Below are 20,335 nucleotides of genomic sequence, written 5' to 3' on the forward strand. Positions count from 1 at the left end.
GTCGTCTAAAGACCTCACAAGCCTTATTACTTGAAATTTCGCAGGTTTGAAAATCTAACGAATCGTAGACACCTTATTTGTGCTTAAAGCATGTTTGGGTAGCAGAATATCGCTAAATTGTACTAAATAACGTGTCTGATGGACCTATGTCAAAAAAGTAGACACTACGCTGCGGATTTGTCCGTAAATTTCATCGCAAAACGAGCAGGGGAAAGATACCCTAGCGCGCCATGCATTCGCTTGCGGTTGTAATAGAACTCAATGTACTGGTAGATGGCAGTATAAGCCTCTTCCGGCGTCTTAAAACGAGGATTGCAGTAAATGAGTTCCTTCTTTAAAATACTGTGCCATGACTCAATACAGGCGTTATCATAACAGTTTCCTCGGCGGCTCATGCTTGATTCCATTCCGTATGATTTTAGTTGCTCCACGTATTCTTTTGACGTGTATTGAGAGCCGCGATCCGAGTGATGGAGTAATCCCGGAGCGGGGCGTTTGGCCTTGTAAGCTTCCTCCAGTGCACCCATCACCAAACTGGTTTCCATATGGTTATATAGACGCCAGCCTACAATTTCACGTGTGCACAAATCCAGAACGCTGGCGAGATATAGACGACCTCCTCGGCAAGGAATGTAGGTGATGTCGGTAACCCATACCGTATTCGGTTTGGACGTTTTAAATTGCTGATTCAGCGTATTTGGCGCAAGAGGATTGTCGTGTTTGGAATCCGTCGTCTGAACGCGATATTTGGGCATGACCACAGAACGTAGATTCATTTGACGCATGTATATACTGACGGTACGGGAAGAGATTCGCAACCCTTCTAAATGGAGCAGATACGTAATTTTAGGGCTTCCGCACCGCATCTGGTGGTCGTAAAAATGATAGCGAATACGCTTCATGACCTCGGCTTTTCGGTTCTGCCGCTTGCTGGTTTGGTCCATTCGCCATTTGTAATATCCGCTCCGTGATACTTGAAAGGTTCTGCACATCTTCTCCAAAGAAAACTCGGAGCGATGATCTTCTACAAACTGAAATCTTAGCTCTTTGGTTTGCTGAAGATGTGCACTGCTTTTTTTACAATCGCCAGTTCTTCTTGTGTATCCGCGAGCGTGTGCTCTTTCTCTTGAAGCAACCGGCGCATCTCTTGGAGTTCTGCTTCCAGTTGTTTCACTCGATCTACGCTGGCAACAGGCTCATGTTTTAGTTCGCGGTACTTACTCATCCATTGGTGCAACGTACTTTTTGGAATGTTGAGTTCTTCTGCCAAATCTCCAAGTGTCTTCGTCTGCTCTTGAATGAATTTGACCGTTTGTTTCTTGAATTCTTCGTTATATCGTTGCCGCTGTTCTCCCATGTGGACACCTCCGTTAGTCTCATTATCCTTCCGTCCGTTAACGGGTGTCCACTTTTTATTCTAGCTCCATGAGATTCGTTACATTTTGTATGACAGCAAAATCATTGGAATAAGGCTTCACAGATTCGTTAGAACTGAGCGCCCCTTCGGAGATGACTAATTATGAGATGCATTCGTTGTCATGTCTTGTTGTCGAGATCCTGGTCTATTCTTTCTTGAAACTTAACTTATAACTCTTCCTAGTTACTCATGTATACTCTTGTGGTGGTTGTTCTTATTATTCTAGGTGTTACTTTTCATTTTTTCATTGTTACTCATCGCTTATGTGCGGAAAGTCGTAAATTTCAACATGTGCACAAGCTTGGATAAATGTGCGATCTCCTGCTGGACTCCAGTGGTGTCCGTACCTGCCATTGCCTGATTCGCTCGCAGCGTTCTGCGGGTGTTCAGCATACCTTCGATCAGTTTCATGACCGTGTTGCGTCCACGATGATCAACAATCATATACTTTTTGCGTGCATCCAGCTCTACCCATACGATGTTGCTGAATGATGTGAACAGATGCCTGCGGTACTGCTCCATATCGGTCTCATTGTAATGCTCGCCATAAAAGGCATAATATCCGTGTATGTGCAACTTCTCCGCCAACACTGTGATGAACGGATCATGTTCGAGCATAGCGTTACGTTCCATGTTTCACGCCTCCGTTATGCGTGATCCGCAGATCCCGTCTTTTTGAGATCTATTTTAACATATTGTGCAAGGTGTTGCCTCTACACAGATAAAAGCCAAGTTTTAACTCCGAAGACTGATGCATCACAAATGAGAGTTATTAGCACGATACTAATTTCCTAAATCTAATATGACTCTCCGATCCGTCTGCCCTTCACCCACACACCCTCAATATCCAGCTCCGCATTCAGCAAAACGATATCTGCCTGCTTGCCTTGAGCAAGGGAACCTGTCCGATGATCAATGCCCAGCAGGCGTGCCGGGGTCAGACTTGCTGCACGTGATGCAGCGTTCAGACTCAAGCCCACTTCCTGTACAAGGTAACGGAAACCGCGAATCATTGTCAGTGTGCTTCCCGCCAGTGCGCCGCCGTCCTTCAGTCTGGCCTCGCCATGCTTCACGATTACGGGCAGGTCGCCGATCTTGTATTCCCCATCATCCAATCCCGCAGCAGACATGGCATCCGTGATCAACACAAGTTGATCGTTATGTTGCTTCAGCTGAGCCAGGATCGAGATCGCCGCAGGGTGCACGTGAATACCATCAGCAATCACCTCGGCACTGATACGTGGATCACTCAGTACAGCTCCGGCAGCTCCGGGTAGCCGGTGATGCAACGGTGTCATGGCATTGAATGTATGTACCGCATGATGCAGTCCTGCCTCGACTGCCCGCTCCACCTCTTCATAGGTCGCATCGGTGTGACCGAGTGCCGCTGTAATCCGCTGTTCACGTAACCACGAGATGACTTCCAGCGCGCCTTCACGTTCCGGTGCCAATGTAACTTGACGGATTAGGCTAGGATATTGCTTCTCCCACGCTTCAAGCCAAGATACATCAGGCAGAATGATGTGTTCTGGATTTTGCGCGCCAGGCCATTTCGGACTAAAAAACGGACCTTCCAGGTGCACACCCTCAAGTTGTGCATATGGCATTTCACTCGAACGATAGCGGTCGACTTCAGCAAGTACGCTGTCCAGGCGGTCTTTTGGAGCGGTCATGGAAGTCGCAAGCATCGCTGTTGTGCCCTGCGTACTATGGAAAGAAGTGATCTTGTCCAACACCTCCGGGCTTGCGTCCATAAAGTCTTCTCCGTTCCCACCATGCACATGGATATCAATGAATCCAGGCACAATGAGACCACGTTCCGGTACTGACAGCGGCAAAGCCTCGCTCCGAATCCGTTCAGGAAGACCTTCCGGTATCCCGGCATAAAGGATTTCCCCATCCCTCCAGGCTATTACACCGTCTTCCAGTATTTCATCTGCAAAGAGCAGCTTGCCCCGAAGAAGAGAAATATTTTCATCACGCTGGCCCCAGCTAACATGGCTATTCTCCTCGGTCATCTCACCAGCCTCCCTGCCGCACGGTCCAGCAATACCACCACATTTGGATGACATTGCAAAAGCGATGCAGGACAGGCCGTTGTGATTGGACCCATGAAAGCTTCACGGATAATCTCGGCTTTTTCCTCTCCACGGGCAATGAGCAGAATCTGTTTGGCTTTCAAAATGGTACCGACACCCATCGTAATCGCCTGAGCCGGAACTTCATCAATGCTGTCGAAGAAACGTGCGTTTGCCTTTCGCGTCTCGTCTTTCAGATCCACGACATGTGTTCGTCCTGTAAGTTCAGTTCCCGGTTCATTGAAGCCAATATGACCATTATGTCCGATGCCCAGCAGTTGAAGATCTACCGGTCCACGATCGTCCAGCCGCTGTTCATAGGAATTACATTCCTGTTCCAGATCTGCAGCCTGACCATCAGGCACTTGCGTTCTAGCAAGATCCATATCAATATGATGGAATAATTGTTCGTTCATGAAACTGCGGTAACTTTCGCGATGTTCTGTTGGAAGTCCAACATACTCATCGAGATTAAAAGAAGAAGCCTGTGAGAAGCTGACAAGCCCCTTCTGGTACAACGTGATAAGCTGTTTATATATGCCCACAGGAGAACTTCCTGTCGCAAGCCCCAATACAGCCCGTGGTTTGGTCTGCAACAAGCTGGCAATGAGGCCAGCACCTGTGGCGTTCAAATCTTCTTCATTTTCAAAAATGCGGATATTCATCTGTCAGGCACCTCCGTTGTGTTTGTGTTGGAATCGATAGGACTGCACGTTGTGATAGGATTGTTCCAGTCTGGGGATAAAACGGTCGAAGTCGGCACTTACCATGCCTGTGAACAAAATATCGACCACATGCAGCAGTGCAATACGTGAAGCCATATCTCCGCGCCTCATGCCTTCTTCCAGAGAAGAGGTGAACAGTGGGATATCCGATACCGTTGCGAGTGTGTTACTTCCATAGGAAGTCAGTGAAATTGTAGAAGCTCCGGCCTCTTTGGCACAATGCAGGGCATCGATGGTTTCTGGTGTTTCGCCCGAATAGGATACGGCCATCGCCACATCTCCCTCAGCGAGCGAAGATGCGGATGTAATCTGCATGTGTGAGTCGGAGAAAGCCGTACAGCTTTTGCCGATCCGCACCAGTTTCTGATAGAAATCCTGCGTAACAATCGACGAGGTAGCCACACCGTACAGATCGATGCGGCGAGCCCGGCACAATAATTGAACGGCATGCTCCAATCTACCCAAGTCCAGTAAACGGGTGGTGTCTGCAATAGATGCAAGGTGATTGGCTTCGATAGCTTCAACAATTTTGGATAACGGGTTGCCGGCGACGATATCCTGATATGCCGTTTCATCGGAAGCGTGGGATAATTCTGCGGCGAGTTTCATTTTGAAATCGGGAAATCCTTTGAAATGAAACGACTTGCAAAAGCGGGTCACCGTCGCCGCACTCGTTCCACTCCGCTCTGCCAGATGACTAATCGTCCAGCCGGGAATGTCCGATGGAGAATGCATAATGACTTCGGCAATACGTCGCTCCTGAGACGGAAGGTTATTCAATTCTTGCTGCAACGCACGTAATATGGCTGCCATGAGGACCTCACTTTATGAAAATTATTTTTATTTATTTTATATTATATAAGAAAATCATTTTTATATTTTCATTTTAATCAAGACGATCCTGCAAATCAAGAGGAATTTCACACGACTTTCGCATTCATGCTCAACGTGTGGGTAGACCCTCATCTCCTTGCTCCAAATCATGGATATCCTTTATATTGAGAATCGAGAGGGGTGCAATTCTAATGAATCGAAGACAACGGAAAAAGCTCATTCCTTCCACCTGGATTATTGCTACCAAACAAACAGAAGGACGCGCCTATTATGCCCTCTATGCTATCGACTGGAAACGCGGAGGTCGATTGAGTTGGGAAGGCTGGAATCAGCTCGAAGACCTACTGCAATTTCATATTCCGATCAAACGAAAAGCTGGAGGGCAGAAATCCACTTCCCAACCTGCCGCCAAAATTGCGAAAAGAGCGCTCCATCTTCATCTGAACGAAGCACAATTCGAGGAATTGGAGCTGCTCTTTTATCAGCCATTTTCGAAGAAAAGATGGAGAACGTTCCTTCAAATGAATAGGAATCAATAAGTGATAAAGTGATATGAATTCGGTTATTTCATTTTTTCCGCTAAAATAAAAAAGCCGCTTCCCTTCTTTGGATAAAGAAAAGGAAAGACTTTCGCGGTACAACGATTCAATTCATTTTGATTCATTCATATCGTTTTAAGAACTTACTGGCTAAGCTGGGTACAGTCATTTGATGAACCGATTGATTCTCAATCTCCTCCGCCAAATCGTCATCTGTGAGAGAAACGAAGAACGTAATGTCTGCTTTGGTTTGACCATATCGGGCAAAAACTTCATCTGATGTCTCATTCACAACTTTGGCAATGATTCGAATGATCTCATCTTTATACTTCTGGACATCTTCTGTTGCATACAACAATCGGCTGATATGGTTAAAGTGCGTATCCTCACCATATTGATATTCGGAGCAGCCCCATCTGTAATAGATCTCGTCCTCCTCACTATCACACAGCCCTTGCTCTTTCATACTCGAAATATGCTTAGCCAGAGATTCCTCTGTATTCACCGCCAAAAACAAGGTAACCCAATCACTGTCCGTTCCAAATGCACAAGCATATACTTTTTCATGCTTCACCTTAGCCAGTGTTTGTTCCAGATCGGGTAGAACCCCCGCTCGAAATTGAATTTCAAATTCACTTAAAAAGCGTTCCACTCAGCTCATCCTTTCATTTTTATTATAAGTTGAAATACCGAATAGTTACACTTGCCACTTCGCTGACAGAATAACCTTCTGGTCACTGTTATCGTTCAGACCAACGTTTCACTTTCAAGTACCTACTGCCTTATCTGCTTCATATATGTAATCATCATTATGGTGTACTAAAATAATGAAAACAAGCGATGCTACATTTCAATCCTTCCTCAATTTATTGTTAACTCCCTTAATTCATGGTCTATAACAGCAAAAAAGCCTTGCCCCATTCTTCATGATAAAGAATAGAGAAAGGCTTTCATGCTGCTACTTAATCCTAACTGCAATTCGCAACTAAATCTTCAGTTCTCCAAGCTTAATCAGCTCGACAACTGCCTGCGAACGACCCTTAACATTGAGTTTCTGCATCACATTCGAAATATGGTTACGCACCGTTTTCTCGCTGATGAATAACTGCCCTGCGATGTCACGCGTTGTTTTGTCTTGAACCAGTAATTCGAATACTTCGCGTTCACGGTGGGTCAACAAAAATTTGCTTTTATGATCGATACCCTTCAATGTTCACCCCTCCTTGCTCGGGTTGTGTTGGTGTAACAAGGTTAAGGGGATACAGTCAACTCATCTTATGTCAGGTCAAGGGCGTTGGTTCAGTTTTATAAGAAAAATGGGCAGTAATTTGCATACATCCCTCTAAAATAGTTGGTGCATAGTTCAAAAACTTATGTATTAATCAGTTATTGTTCTTCCAAGCCCTTTCGGTATAACTCCAACGCTTAAAAAACTCTTTCTCATCAATTATTGAATGATAAACAGGTTCAAGAAAAGAAACAAGAGCATCCATCACATCCTGAAATGCAAGTTGTTCTTCAACCCCTAAACGACGCAGAAAAGCCTGCCACTGTTTTGTCCGACCTTCATTTTCAGCAAATTCTTCATGAAACAGAGGCGGGAATATTTTTAATTTCACTCATCAGATCAGCACCTCTAGATACTTTTGCAAAACCGTTCGAATTCGTAGCTTATCAGCATAGGAGACAAGCCTTGTTATATTCTTGTGGGAGGATTGAAGGTAATTCCTCAGCCCTTCCTTCATCAAATCAATTCCAATCTTCTCACGATACCTCACCATATCACAAATTGTTTTCTCACGATCATAAATTTTAACTGCCGAGCCATCAATATAGACTTCATCAATTCCAATTTTGTATTGAGCATCTGCCAAATAGATTACTTTAATAGGAGGATAGTCTGGAAGCTTTGGCTTTTTACCGCCACGATGAATAGCAATCTGATATTCCCATGGATTGTAAGTTGTCAGTTCATAGAAGGAGAGCGCAGAGAGAAGACATATAACCCCTTTGGGAACAAGTTTGGATACCTCAACCATTTCATGGGGCGGTTCATTAAATTGACCAGACTGTCGGTAAATCCCCTGTTTTACCCGTTCAATTTCACCAGCGGACTCCAGTTTTTTTATGTAGTAAGGGGATACATTCGCTTCTATAAAATCTTTTGTTCGAGCAAAACCATGCTGTTCTTCAAATACTCGCATTGCAGCAACTACAATTTTCTCGTTCATACACTCACCACCATTCACATTTGCGCGTGCATTTCTTGCCTTATCTGGATCTGTTCAGAATTTTCTTTCCAAATTCATTCTAATCCATAACTATTCCACACCCTAATTTCAATCCCCTTTATTATTCACTAAAAGTTCTGCACTTAGACGTAAGAGCAGAACATAATCCTTTTAGGAGCGCAAGAATATTAGATGGTACTTCATTTCGTTAGTCTATTTAGTCTATATGGAAGACAAATATTCTGAATTTATTGAAGAAACATTCAAAGTGAATCCTGTTCTTGTAGTTGGAAGTGGTACCTCATGTAGATACATTATATATTTGAGATTATGTAAAACAAACATGCCCCTGCAGCGGATGTTGCCATCCGCGCAAAGGCACACTTGTTCATGTCTTAAAAAACTACCGATTCATTCGGTTCATGACACCACCGTTGTGATTACGATTCATCAGGCCATCGTCAAGGATACCATCACGGTGATTGGTATCTGTGCCGTTCGTCGGGAAAATGCGCTCTACCATTGATTGGAACGTATCGATCATGCCGCTGACCGGTTTACCATTACGAATATCTGTGGCATAGTTCTCGACATGTTCCACAAAATCCGGATTGGCTGATACATATACATTCTCGATATTCGGTGCAAACTGCTTGATTTTGGCTGAAATCTTACCCTTAATTTCAGCTGATGTGTTATCGTCCGAGCTATCTACACGTTGTCCTTCACTTTTCATACCATAATGTCCATCGTCCGTCCCACGTGCTTTGCCGCTGTTCGTCAGACCACGCATCATGCCAACCGCGCCTGTGCCCATCGTGCCATAAATGCCACGATCATTGCCCATATGGCTGCGATCCGTTGCAGAATTCGTGTTGAGTCCTGGAGCAATTCCGCTGGTACTGTACGGAGACATCGTGCCCGTACCGCCATTCACACGCATACCACCCATATCGTGATTCATATTTCCACCACGCATGGTATCACTGGCATGATTGCGCATCGTCCCACCCAGCATGCTCTTACGGCCATTAGACTTACTATCCAGCTTACCTGAATGACCATCTGCCAAACGAACAGCCACATAAGCATTACGATCCGTCAACATGACACGCGCGGATTGAACTTCCTTCATCTCCGTGATACGTTTTGCCAGCTCTTCACTGGATTTCAGGTCACTGACATTATGCATGCGATAACTTTTCGCACGAATGCCGTCCATGCCATTCGTTTCCACGCCATAACGGTTGATGCCGTTCGCTTGTTGACGAACACTTTGCGTATGCATATTGTTGGTATCCCGATTCGTACCACAACCTGTCAAACCGGCCATTACAAAGAGTGCAGTAGATAATGATAACGTAATAGCTGTTGCCTTTTTGACTGCTGGCATGTACTCATCCTCCAATGTTTGTTGGTTTTGGTCACAAAGATAGGATGCGCTTCTGTACGTGCCGATATGCTGAAAGGATATGGTACCTTACCCTGTAGTTTTTGATCTTTTAGTTGTGGTCTTTGCTAATAGATCTTCAGTTTTGATCCTGATAATGAGGGTTTTACCTATAAAATAAAAAAACAGTGCTGCTTGTTCGCAGCACTGTCTCCATGTAACTTGAATTCAATTCAAGTTAGTTATATTCACTTCACTTACCTTACGCCTCGTTCATTTTCCGTCTGATGCTTAAATCGAATCCGGGAATTTCTCGGCTTCCGTCAGACTCGTCGCATCCATGGCATATGCCCATTGACCATCCGGCGTAATGACCCAGATCTGATCCGGTTCGGATGGCATAGTAAGCCCCCGATACACATCTCGAACTTGTTGCCCATTGACCGTCTGTTCAACAGACAGGGTGAATCGTGGAACCGTCTCCTTCAGCTCGGACGCTTTACGCACATCATCTGGCGTAGACAAGTTTTTGATTTTGCCAATAAGAGATACAGCGTCTGTGGCTTCAATTGTTTTTCCATTCAATGTCCATGCCTGCTCTGCCGCACCGTTCTCCGATGTTGATTTTAACATCCAGGTGGCTGCTTCACCTTCCCACTCCAGAGATCCCACATTCGTCTCATCCATGTTGAAAGGTGTCGTGTCCAACAAATCACGACGAGTCAAGGCTATACTGGTAATCGCCTCTGTCTGCACGGCAACTACGGGGCCCGAATCAACACGTACATAACGTGCATCATCTGCTGGAAGCTGTCCACCAATAGCCAGTTTGATCTCCCGATTATCTTTGAGTTTGATATCCATACGTGTAGCATCTGTTCCTAATCCGTACTTATCCAGATCCGTTGGCGCTTCTTCTACCACCAGTTCCTGATTTGCACCACTCAGAGCATCCAACCAGCTGCTTACACTGTAACCGTTCAGAGGATAGGCTTTTGGCTCAACCATCTGCCAGACGCCATTCTCAAGCGCCAAAGTCGAAGATCCTGTTGCACCAGATAATTCTTCCGTAGTGTCATGCATCGTGATGGATTGGATATCCCCAGATTGAATACCGAGCAATTTGGCTTGCACTGCTTCTTCTTCCCGAAAATAATTTTGACTGGCCGCATACACCCAGCCCACAATCAGTACGATGACCACCAGGATCGTTGGGACCCATTTTCTCATACCCGTCTGCGCCTCCACCATAAGAGTACACCGAGTATAACAAAGATGAGCGGGAACGCGACAATCGCTACGAAGAAAATCGTTCTGGCCTGTTCTCCGTTCAGATATGCCATCTCATATCCGGCTTGAACCCGTGGACGAATCGTCAGTCCATCTTCTTTTTCACTCAAATAATTCACTGTATTCAAAATAAAGTCCCGATTGCCACCATTCGCAATTTCCGAATCCTGCATGAAAATCGACGAGCCCAGAATAACCGCCTTCGGTTTACCATCCGTCGTATCGGCTGCATACCCCAGTTCAACTGGACCCTGAATGTCCTCATCGGCATCATTGGTCGTTTCATTCTGCAATAAACCGCCGATATTTGTCTCCCCATAACTGTCATTCGAAGAATGAATTAACGGTGAAAGGGTATATTTATCCTGTTCTTTGCTGGTCAACGCAATCGACAGCGACAACATCGGATACAATTGGCTCGCAGCAAGTTTGTCCGTAATAGCATGTGTACCATACTCCGGCACCACCCAGAGCGGCCCCATCGTACTGGCTTGCTGGTTATCCACCATGACCGCATGCTCATCAACGACGCCATAGTCAGCCATCAGGGCATCGATGTTTTTCCAACTGGATTTCATATCTTCCACAAATCCGAGGGATAATAACAGCTTGCCTCCATTACTCAGATAGGTGCGAATAGCTTTCATTTCCGTATCACTGAGATCACGTTGTGGACCAATAATGGCGAGCACGTCTGCATCTTCGGGAACCTTACCAGCTTGATTCAGCTGCAACTCTTCCGTCTGCACATTATTTTGTTCCAAAGAGGATTGTAGCGTAGTCATCTGATCGAGACTCAGCTCTTCATGTCCAGTCAAAAAGACCATTTTATGCATCTCCGTGGATGACATATTCATGAGCGCCTGCGTTAGTTTTTCCTCACCTGTGAACTGATATGATCCGTCACTTCCGTCACCTGTCGCAGTGAACAGACTCGCAATATCAATCACTTTGTGTTGATCTCCCTGCTCCAGCACAATGGAGCTGCCTGTTATGCCATATTTGGATGCAAGCGCAGGTTCCTGCGTCAGATTGTACTGTTTTATCTTTAGCTTGCTGTTGCGTTTGGTATACTCCTCCACCATATCCGTGACCTCACGGTTCAGGACCGTGTTGTTGGCATTTTCGACGGTTAACACCAGAATGTTGACGTCGTCCTTCACGTTTTTGATCGCAGTAAGGGACTGGTCAGATAATGTGTATTGTTTGTTGGAGGTCAGATCCAGCTGGAAACCGCCAAGTGAATTCAGGAACAGTGTTAGCAAAATAAAGATGCCAATCACCGCTACGGACAGCACGGTACTGTTGGTATGACTTAACCATTTTTTCATCTTTTCACCTCCACCGCTTCCGTTCCACAATTTGAATGCTTAATAGCAGAAACACACCTGAAAGTGTGACATAGTACAATATATCCGGCCCACTAAGCACGCCTTTCATGAAGCTGTCGAACCGGTTAGTCAGAGCAAACGGGTCCAGCCACTGTTGCAAAGCAGACCCTGTATTGCCTGCGAATGAATCAAGCATCCACAAAACGAGCAAAATAATAAAACCCGCCACCGCAGACACCATCTGATGCTGGGATAACGTTGAAGCGAACAGTCCAATTGCCATCATGCTTCCACCCAGGAAGAATAACCCCAGCGCAGACATCCATACCGTCGTCATATCCAGTGTCCCATAGAACGACATGATGAATGGATACACCAGACTGCACAGGATGAGTACGACCAGAATGGCGAGAGAAGCGAGATATTTGCCGAAAATAATTTCCGACACACGTGCTGGAGAAGTCAGCAGCAATTCATCCGTTCCCTGTCTGAATTCTTCAGCGATCAAACGCATCGTCAGCAATGGTACGACAAACAGCAGCATGGACAACGTGTCCCCCAACACGAGACGATAATCGACAATGCTCGGCTGGTAATATACAAAGCTTGAATAGAACAACAGACTGGTCATCAGTACATATACAGCAAAAGCAAAATAGGACGTTGGTGACAAAAAATAAGCTTGCAGCTCTTTATTGCATACCGCCATCATTCGTCTCATTTGGAGTCCTCCCCTTTGCGAGAATGGGGCGAAGTATCGGCTGATGTACTCGCCGATGTTTCTGATATGCTCGACGAGTCGATGTCCGAAGTTACGTCCTGATCCGTCTCTGCAACCTTATCCACATCTGCCAAATTCGCGTCTGTGTCGGTTGCCTCCGTTGTCGTCAGCTTCAGGAAGATTTGCTCCAGACTCAGATTCTCCTTCTTCATCTCCAGTATCGGTAATCCAGCACCAGACAAAAGGTAGAATAACTCTTCCCGAAAATCTTCCGCGCTTTCTCCAGTGAGCAGCATTTTAACCGTATCCACTGAAGCTGAAGTCGGTGAAGTGTCTTTGGCAGTATTCGCATCCGACGTCTGAATGACTTCACTCCGCACCTTCTCCCATGGTGTCAGCACATTATGTAGTTGCTCCGCCGTGGCCTTCACTTCAATCGACACCTTGAACTGATCTCCCATTGCTGAGCCGAAATGCTGTGGTGAACCATCCAGCACGAGCTGCCCCTGATTAATGATCAACATTCGATTACAGAGCGTGCTCACTTCAGGCAAAATATGCGTACTGAGCAGTACCGTATGGTTCTCGCCCAATTCTCGGATTAGATCACGGATCTCGATAATCTGATTCGGATCAAGCCCCGATGTTGGCTCATCCAGAACCAGCAGATCCGGCTTGTGAATAATGGCTCCTGCCAGTCCAAGACGTTGCTTGTAGCCTTTGGATAAACCGCGTACCAGTTGTTTTTCGCGACCCTGAAGTCCCAGTCTGCTAACCATCTCACTGACCCGCAGCTTGACCTCACGTGCCGGTACATCTCGCAGATTCGCTACAAATCTGAGATAGGACTGCACCGTCATATCCGGATAGAGCGGCGGCGTTTCAGGCAGATACCCAATCTTGGAACGAACACGCTGACCCTGCTCATGCACCGATACCCCGTCCACCATAATCGAACCCGCGGTTGGATGCAGATAGCCCGTAATCATACGCATCGTTGTTGTTTTTCCGGCACCATTGGGCCCGAGAAACCCGACAATCTCACCACGTTCCATGGTGAAGTCCAGTTGATGCACGCCGCGCTGCCCTTCGTACACTTTGCTGACCTGTTTCACTTCGAGCACATCATTCATCCTTTCCCGTTAAAATACCCGTGCACCATCGTTCGTTATATAAATTCAACTAAAAATATTAACACTTGCACTCCGATGGCAGAATAACCTTCCGATCACTGTTATCCCCAGATTTTTTTGATTCCTTCATTTCAGAAGGAAAAATCCGCTGATAAAGGTGAACGCTTCGCTTCTTCAAGTTATTTCTGCCCTCTCCGTTATCGTGTAAATGTTACGTTGAACTTATGTAATAGATGATGGGCACGGGAAGTTCCTTGTATCTTACGTGAGCTATCCTAGCCTCAGCTTAATGTCACTTAAAAGAAAGCTTAAAAATAATTGTCTAAAATGTGAACATTCATAGCAACACCCACACCCTGAGCTTAAAGCCAACGTACCATAGAGTACAGGAGAATGTGCTCCTGACCAAAAGTCAGAGGGTGAATCGTGTGAAAGTATTATTCACGTTTTATGTTCCAAGCGGTGGCGTGGATACGTTAAATCGACTGCGCACCGCCGTTCTGAAACGTCATGGCATTGAAGCGCACCTGTTGTATCTCAACACAGGTTCGGGATTGCAGAACAACAGTGATACGCCCATTTTCACTGCGTCGGGTGACGAGGATATCCATCATTTAATTCATACCCACCATTATGATGCCATTATTGCCACCTCAGACATTGCTATGCCCGGTCGCTTGAGAGGACTTGGTTATACCGGACGAATTATTTTTGAAGCGCAGGGACTCGGCACACGCGATCAGGCTCTGGAAACCATACAGATGGCTGTCCCTTACCTTCAAGCCCATTGCGATGCTGCCGTTTTGCCTCCCACAGATCATCTGCTGGATATGTTCATTCATATCTGCCCTTGGCTGCACCGGTTTGTGATTCCCAATATGCTGGATACGGACACCTTTGCCCCCATCTTGGTGGATACCCCACCCTATCCTGTGCTGGCATGGGTAGGACGACTTGAACACAACAAAAACTGGCGTGAATATTTAACCATATCCAGTGAAATCATCAAAAAAAATCCGAAAGCCAGACTATGGTTGTTTCACGATCCCACCTTGGCTAACCCTGAAGATGAAGTTATGTTCCGGCACATGTTGGCAGAATACGGGCTCGAAGATAGGATTGGTATTTTCATCAATGTTCCCCATTCTCAGATGCCTGCGTTCTATTCTATGATCGCCGCTTCAGGGGGCATCATGTTATCCACTTCCCTGCTGGAAGGATTCGGCTATGCCGTCGCTGAAGCTATCTCTTGTGGCTGCCCGGTACTTAGTACGGACTCGGACGGTGTACGTTCATTTATCACACATAATAAGACTGGAAAGTTCTATCCGATTGGCGATATTAAGGCAGCTGTCTCCGAAGCAAAGGACCTCATGAACAACAAGAAACTGCGAGAATATATCCGCATTCAGGGCAGACAGCATATGAGCTTGTCTTTCTCACCAGATCGGTATGCCCTTTCTTTCCGTGAAATGATGACCGCCTTGCGTGTTTTCCAGTAAAATCGCAAAAAGGCAGCTCAGAGAAATTCTCTGAACTGCCTTAATAGTACGTGTTCAAAAAGTTTGGTTTTCAGTACCGTGAAGATGGAATGAAGCTAGAAATGGAGTAGCGGAGCGTAGGGAAACTACGTGAGCAACTACATTGTTTCCGAAGGAAACAACCTTCGTAAGCATTCGCTTATTTCGGCTGAATTTCAACTTCGATGCTGATGATGCCGCTAGGCATGATTCGTAATCAAAAGCGGACTTTTTGAACAACCCCTAAAAGGGTTGAAATTTTAGTGTCCCATCATCATCGCGGGATCAGGCTTGTCGCCATTTTGAAGGTCTTCTTTCGGCATTGGTTTTGGTTTGCGCAAGATCAGACTGAGCAAACATCCGAACAATGCAATACAAGCGGCCAGGAAGAACGTATCATTGAAACCACTCACCAAACCATGAACTATAGCGGCCGGCTCTGAACTCGTTGTATTGTCTGCAATTCTTGAAGTAAGGAAACCTGTAAGTCCAGCAACCGCGAAGGACACGACCACTTGCTGTGCAGCAGCCGTGAGCGGTGTAACCCGGCCAACCAACTTACGCGGTGCGGCATTCAATACATGCGTATTGAGCGGCATCATAGACAAGCCCATACCCAGACCCATCATGATCAAAGCCGTTATAATCAGACCAAGACCTGTCTCTGCCGTGATGGAGGACAGAATAAACAATGCTCCCGAGATAATTCCCAGACCCACGAAGGCCAGAGGTCTCGCACCAATTTTATCAAACAATCGACCGCCGAGCGGCATACCCACTCCAGAAGCCAAAGCTTGTGGAAGCAGAATCAATCCTGTTTCCAGTGCAGTGTACCCTTTAATTTGCTGCAAATAAAGCGGGATCAGGATCATCGCACCAAACAGCGCCACTTGTGACACCCATGCGAGAACAATCCCCCGTGAGAAATCTGATGATTTGAATACACGAAGTTCGAGCAATGGATTTTGATGACGAAGTTCTACAATAATGAACAAAATGAGCGCTACACCACCCACAATGACACCAGTGAGTGTTGTTGCAGAAGTCCAGCTCGTTCCACCCTCACTAACACCGTAAGCAAGCATAGAGAACGCAATTGGCGCCAGAATCATGCCGAGCAGATCCAGGGCAGGCGTGCGTCCACGATCCGTATCAGGCAAGAACTTGATACATAGGATGAACGCTGCAATACCGATTGGCAAGTTAATCAGGAAGATCCAGTGCCAGCTCAGTGATTCAATAAACCACCCGGACAACACCGGACCCAATGCAGGGGCAAGCAGCATGGGAATTCCGAGCATACCCATGATGGATCCTCTTCGCTCAGGAGGAGCCAGACGAAAGACCATCGCCATACCAATTGGAGCAACCATGCCTCCACCGAGACCCTGAATGATACGGTAAATGATTAATTGCTCAGGCGATTGTGCAATAGAGCATAATACAGAACCCAAAGTAAACATGGCAATCGTGAACAGAAATACTCTTTTGGCACCAAAACGGTCAGTTAACCAGCCTGCCAGAGGAATAACCGCAGACAACGCCAAGGTATAACCCGTAACCGTCCATTGAATGGTCTTCAGATCTGTCTCAAAATATTGAACCAAATTCGGAATGGCCACGTTCACCACCGTGCTGTCCAAAATGACCATAATCATTCCGACGATAATAGCCAGGAGTGGCAGTATAATCGTTTTGATTGAAAACTCTGCGGGCTCCTGGGATACTGCTGTTTGTTCTTTCACGTTCTCCACACTCTTTTCCAGCTGTCCGATCACAGGTTTATCTCTGCGTCTTGCTCAGCCTATATTTACGACCATTTTCAAACTATCGTTTTAAACCGTCGTTTTAAACTTTCGTTTAACACTGATCTAATTCTAATGAAAATACCTTTGCTGTCAAGCTATTTTTTCAAACTTTCTACTATGGATGCACCACAAAAAAATGGAACAGGTATTTCCCTGCTCCACAGTTTGGCTGATCATGCCTATCCAATTATGTTCATATCAATCTGCAAGCTTCATCATCTGATATTCTGACAGTATGCCCAATGTCTGACCGTGAATACTCCTGCAGTACATCCGAATAACCAGATGATTCGGTGAAGAACTGTTGCTGATGATCCTCAGCTCATAAGGCTCGGATGACACATCCAGATTATGAATGACCTGATTACCACCTGCTCCCCCCGAACCCGATCCGATATGAAAAAGATGTCGGTATAGCTCCCCATGGATACTAGCCCCACCAATAAATACATCTGTTCCTTCCTCGCCGCCAACATAGGCTATTTCCACGTCTATATATTTCACGGGAATAAAAGTTTGTAGCATATTCTCATGAATTTCCAGTAAGTATGCCGCCACTGTAGATCCCTCCTTCGGAGCATGAACCTTCCTGTATATAGGATATGCTGCCTCTCGTCCATTGCCATTTACATTCACCCATTTTGGAACATTTACACGAAAATGCCCGACCTTCCGGTCCTCTTTTTTCATAGAATAAAAGGATAGAAGCTCGGCCGGTGCAGGCCGTGACAAGGAGGTAGCCATGAGAGTTCTGCTCGTTACGTATTGGGAGCTTACACATATGGGAGGCATATGGACATATGTTAAACAGCTGGCCGACAGGCTGATTGCCCTTGGTGTAGAGGTTGATATCATGGGCACGAATGGTGCCAATAACGAAGTGTATATTCGTAATCTGAACCGGGCATTTTCCAAGGATAAAGTGTGGCCCATGCTGCAATCCAAGCTCAATCCGACCGATCTGCCACAATTCACAGCTGATCCTCTTCTCGCTTATTATGAATTGAACAGATATGCCTTTGAGATGGCTGCCGCTTATCTGGGAGTGGACCATTATGACGTCATCCATGCGCAAGATCCGGTAGCCGCCGTAGCCATAAAACGCATCTTGAACCGCAATGTCCCACTCGTTACCAGCTATCACGGAGCTCTTGCACGCGAAGCCTTCTACGATGCTCAAAATTCCAATCCTCAACTTACCCTATCATCATATTTGCAATCGAAACGCGGACGTTATTTTCTATCATTGGAAGAACGAAGTGCGGCACAGTCTGAGCTGATCCTGGTGTCCAGTCACTGGATCAAGAGCACGCTTACAGAGCTTGCGGTTCCCGAATCAAAGTTTCGGATAATCCCCTACGCCGTGGACCTGTCAGCCTACCGTTCATTAGCAGCTACGAAGTTCCGTCAGCGGCCACCTGCAGGCAAAAAAGTCATTGCCTTTACCGGAAGGCTTGAATACATCAAGGGCGTTCATGTGTTGATCAAGGCTTTAGCCAGTCTGAAAAGTAAACGTTCCGATTGGGTCTGCTGGATCGCAGGAGAAGGCAACCTGACCGATGAATTGCGGGCACAGGTCACGGCGGCGGGCATTGGAGCCGATGTTGTGTTCTGGGGCAAGCTGGACAACATTCCTTCCTTCCTGCGCCATGCCGACATCTATGTCCAGCCCAGCCTGCAGGACACCCAGCCGTTCTCCGTTACCGAAGCACAACTGGCGGGTGTACCCGTTATTGTCAGTGGTACGGCCGGCATGCCTGAGATGGTTGACCCTGGACGCACGGGATGGGTCGTTCCTCCGCAGGATGTCGATTCGCTCCGCGAACTTCTGCATGCACTTCTGGAGGATGACGTTACCCGTAAAAAAGTGGGTGCTGCGGCCAAAGCCTGGGCTGAACAAAACCGCTCACTGGAAGAGATGGGACTTCGTACATTACATGTCTATCAAGAAGCCATTTACAGAGGAGGACGCACGATATGACACTTCTTGTGCCCAGTGATTTGTACAATCGCTGGTTCTCGACTCCGGTTTCCACACCTCACATCGACGTGGATTACGCTGCAATGAATGAATTGATGAAGAAGCTGCCTAAAGGATATGTATTTCCCGATCCTGCATCCATGGCGATCATGAATTCAAAGGATTGAGGTTTCAATTACACGCCATGTTCATATAAAATGCCTGAATAAGAAACAAGGGTGTCCATTTGTCATATGAATGACATAGGGACACCCCTTGTTCGCTTTAATCCGCTGCCAACCTGGAATACATATTCAGATCGTTGAACGTTTCGCCTGCCCTCTCGTATGCGTCCATGAATCAAAAAAGAGAGCATCCCGTTTATAGCAAATTAATGCTATAGACGGCACTCTCTTGACATTCAACGCTATTCAATCTCCATTTAGCCCTCTTCGCCAAATCTATCTACTTCCAGTACCCACCAACATGTAGCAGATTGAGTAGCGTAGGCCGATGCTTCGCCTGAACCCGTTCCATCTCGGCAACCAGTGCCTTGAAATGACGTTTGGTTCCCATGGATTCATGCAATCGGTAGCACATCAGAGGTTCATTGTAATAAAACAGCTCATACATCGGAAACAGTCTCATCCACATCTCATAGTCATGCGTGTAGCGAAAATCAGTATCGAACAAGCCAAACCGCTCAAACGCCTCCATCTCCACCATGACGGTACAACCATTGATTGGACAACCTTCGAGCAGTACCTGTAACATCTCCAGACGACTGCCCACTTCCGGCTGCACCGTATCCAACCATTCACTCTTCTCATTCACATAATGGTAGGCACCATGACAGAAGGAAGCCTTGACCTCACGCATAAACTTCAGTTGCTTCTCCACCCGATCCAGCAGCATCACATCATCTGAACTGAGCCAGACAAAGTAATCCCCTGTCGCCTGTTTGATGCCCTCATTCAATGCTGTCGCGGTTCCACCGTTTTCTTTGCGAATATAGCGGATAGAATCCATGAATGGTTGTAGCTTCTCCACGTGCTCGGTTGACCCATCATCCACCACGATCACTTCAATATGCGGATACGTCTGGTGAATGGCGCTGTGAACAGCCTGCTCGATATAGGCACAATTGTAAAAAGGAATAACGATCGATACTTTCGGCTCCATTCGGGCCTCCCCTTCCTCCGCTTGTCTCTGCGTAGCGATTGCTTTCCTCTATTATATGAAGATCCATTCGATCGGTATCGGACATCTGCGGTGCTGCGGAAGCACATTTCCATAAGGATGCACAACAACTCAGCTTGCTACCTTGAATGCTCAGGCGTGTGATATAGGAACCGTGA

The 20,335-nt window shown here is 46.3% G+C and carries 21 protein-coding genes and 1 pseudogene; 4 read left to right on the forward strand and 18 right to left on the reverse strand.

Annotated elements, in window-relative coordinates:
• Positions 1–164 precede the first annotated feature (164 nt).
• From MHI06_RS23575 to MHI06_RS23600, 6 genes and pseudogenes are all read right to left on the reverse strand, one after another.
• A pseudogene (locus tag MHI06_RS23575) lies at positions 165–1,019 on the reverse strand (IS3 family transposase); the annotation flags it as partial.
• Between the two features lie 20 nt (positions 1,020–1,039).
• Positions 1,040–1,357, reverse strand: coding sequence for a transposase (locus MHI06_RS23580; RefSeq protein WP_340399283.1), 318 nt, complete (start codon positions 1,355–1,357; stop codon positions 1,040–1,042).
• 321 nt (positions 1,358–1,678) lie between these two features.
• Positions 1,679–2,050 (reverse strand): hypothetical protein, encoded by a 372-nt coding sequence (locus MHI06_RS23585; protein ID WP_340399284.1) that lies wholly within the window; start codon positions 2,048–2,050, stop codon positions 1,679–1,681.
• 164 nt (positions 2,051–2,214) lie between these two features.
• The gene (gene nagA / locus MHI06_RS23590) at positions 2,215–3,435 is read right to left on the reverse strand and encodes an N-acetylglucosamine-6-phosphate deacetylase (RefSeq protein ID WP_340399285.1); all 1,221 of its coding nucleotides are present in this window, start codon (positions 3,433–3,435) and stop codon (positions 2,215–2,217) included.
• Entirely contained in the window at positions 3,432–4,160 is a 729-nt protein-coding gene (nagB, locus tag MHI06_RS23595) for a glucosamine-6-phosphate deaminase (RefSeq protein ID WP_340399286.1), read from the reverse strand. Before nagB ends, nagA begins: the two co-directional genes overlap by 4 nt.
• Before the next feature lie 3 nt (positions 4,161–4,163).
• Complete coding sequence (locus tag MHI06_RS23600) at positions 4,164–5,033, reverse strand: MurR/RpiR family transcriptional regulator (RefSeq protein WP_340399287.1); 870 nt, start codon at positions 5,031–5,033, stop codon at positions 4,164–4,166.
• A gap of 212 nt (positions 5,034–5,245) precedes the next feature.
• Between MHI06_RS23600 and MHI06_RS23605 the strand changes: the two genes are divergently transcribed.
• Entirely contained in the window at positions 5,246–5,593 is a 348-nt protein-coding gene (locus MHI06_RS23605; protein WP_340399288.1) for a hypothetical protein, read from the forward strand.
• Between the two features lie 121 nt (positions 5,594–5,714).
• On the opposite strand, the gene MHI06_RS23610 is transcribed toward MHI06_RS23605, so the two are convergent.
• The 9 genes from MHI06_RS23610 to MHI06_RS23650 form a co-directional block, all read right to left on the reverse strand.
• A complete protein-coding gene (locus tag MHI06_RS23610) occupies positions 5,715–6,245 on the reverse strand; it encodes a DUF4303 domain-containing protein (RefSeq protein ID WP_340399289.1) in 531 nt (176 codons plus the stop codon).
• A 333-nt stretch (positions 6,246–6,578) separates the two neighbouring features.
• The gene (locus MHI06_RS23615) at positions 6,579–6,803 is read right to left on the reverse strand and encodes a helix-turn-helix transcriptional regulator (RefSeq protein WP_017692532.1); all 225 of its coding nucleotides are present in this window, start codon (positions 6,801–6,803) and stop codon (positions 6,579–6,581) included.
• A 172-nt stretch (positions 6,804–6,975) separates the two neighbouring features.
• Entirely contained in the window at positions 6,976–7,212 is a 237-nt protein-coding gene (locus tag MHI06_RS23620; protein ID WP_340399290.1) for a hypothetical protein, read from the reverse strand.
• 3 nt (positions 7,213–7,215) lie between these two features.
• Positions 7,216–7,824: a type IV toxin-antitoxin system AbiEi family antitoxin domain-containing protein gene (locus MHI06_RS23625; RefSeq protein WP_340399291.1), complete on the reverse strand. Its 609-nt coding sequence runs from the start codon at positions 7,822–7,824 to the stop codon at positions 7,216–7,218.
• 403 nt (positions 7,825–8,227) lie between these two features.
• Complete coding sequence (locus MHI06_RS23630) at positions 8,228–9,217, reverse strand: YhcN/YlaJ family sporulation lipoprotein (RefSeq protein WP_340399292.1); 990 nt, start codon at positions 9,215–9,217, stop codon at positions 8,228–8,230.
• Positions 9,218–9,505: 288 nt separating this feature from the next.
• Positions 9,506–10,444 carry a DUF4340 domain-containing protein gene (locus MHI06_RS23635; protein ID WP_340399293.1) on the reverse strand — a complete coding sequence of 313 codons (939 nt, stop codon included), beginning with the start codon at positions 10,442–10,444 and terminating at the stop codon, positions 9,506–9,508.
• Positions 10,441–11,835: a GldG family protein gene (locus MHI06_RS23640; protein ID WP_340399294.1), complete on the reverse strand. Its 1,395-nt coding sequence runs from the start codon at positions 11,833–11,835 to the stop codon at positions 10,441–10,443. Before MHI06_RS23640 ends, MHI06_RS23635 begins: the two co-directional genes overlap by 4 nt.
• Before the next feature lie 4 nt (positions 11,836–11,839).
• Positions 11,840–12,556, reverse strand: a complete 717-nt coding sequence (locus MHI06_RS23645; protein ID WP_062837857.1) for an ABC transporter permease subunit — start codon at positions 12,554–12,556, stop codon at positions 11,840–11,842.
• Entirely contained in the window at positions 12,553–13,680 is a 1,128-nt protein-coding gene (locus tag MHI06_RS23650) for an ATP-binding cassette domain-containing protein (protein WP_340399295.1), read from the reverse strand. Before MHI06_RS23650 ends, MHI06_RS23645 begins: the two co-directional genes overlap by 4 nt.
• A 437-nt stretch (positions 13,681–14,117) precedes the next feature.
• Between MHI06_RS23650 and MHI06_RS23655 the strand changes: the two genes are divergently transcribed.
• Positions 14,118–15,191: a glycosyltransferase family 4 protein gene (locus MHI06_RS23655; protein WP_340399296.1), complete on the forward strand. Its 1,074-nt coding sequence runs from the start codon at positions 14,118–14,120 to the stop codon at positions 15,189–15,191.
• 278 nt (positions 15,192–15,469) lie between these two features.
• Here MHI06_RS23655 and MHI06_RS23660 read toward each other — a convergent pair whose 3' ends face one another.
• Both MHI06_RS23660 and MHI06_RS23665 read right to left on the reverse strand, forming a co-directional pair.
• Positions 15,470–16,954, reverse strand: a complete 1,485-nt coding sequence (locus MHI06_RS23660; protein ID WP_340399297.1) for a DHA2 family efflux MFS transporter permease subunit — start codon at positions 16,952–16,954, stop codon at positions 15,470–15,472.
• Positions 16,955–17,215: 261 nt separating this feature from the next.
• Positions 17,216–17,575: a hypothetical protein gene (locus MHI06_RS23665; RefSeq protein ID WP_340399298.1), complete on the reverse strand. Its 360-nt coding sequence runs from the start codon at positions 17,573–17,575 to the stop codon at positions 17,216–17,218.
• 184 nt (positions 17,576–17,759) lie between these two features.
• Between MHI06_RS23665 and MHI06_RS23670 the strand changes: the two genes are divergently transcribed.
• Together MHI06_RS23670 and MHI06_RS23675 are read left to right on the forward strand one after the other, a co-directional pair.
• Positions 17,760–18,998: a glycosyltransferase family 4 protein gene (locus MHI06_RS23670; RefSeq protein WP_340399299.1), complete on the forward strand. Its 1,239-nt coding sequence runs from the start codon at positions 17,760–17,762 to the stop codon at positions 18,996–18,998.
• Positions 18,995–19,165, forward strand: a complete 171-nt coding sequence (locus MHI06_RS23675; protein WP_167350959.1) for a hypothetical protein — start codon at positions 18,995–18,997, stop codon at positions 19,163–19,165. The genes MHI06_RS23670 and MHI06_RS23675 overlap by 4 nt, the downstream gene beginning before the upstream one ends.
• 277 nt (positions 19,166–19,442) lie before the next feature.
• On the opposite strand, the gene MHI06_RS23680 is transcribed toward MHI06_RS23675, so the two are convergent.
• A complete protein-coding gene (locus tag MHI06_RS23680; RefSeq protein WP_169480543.1) occupies positions 19,443–20,159 on the reverse strand; it encodes a glycosyltransferase in 717 nt (238 codons plus the stop codon).
• Positions 20,160–20,335: the final 176 nt, after the last annotated feature.

Source organism: Paenibacillus sp. FSL H8-0079, assembly GCF_037991315.1.
In the GTDB taxonomy this organism is placed as follows: Bacteria; Bacillota; Bacilli; order Paenibacillales; family Paenibacillaceae; genus Paenibacillus.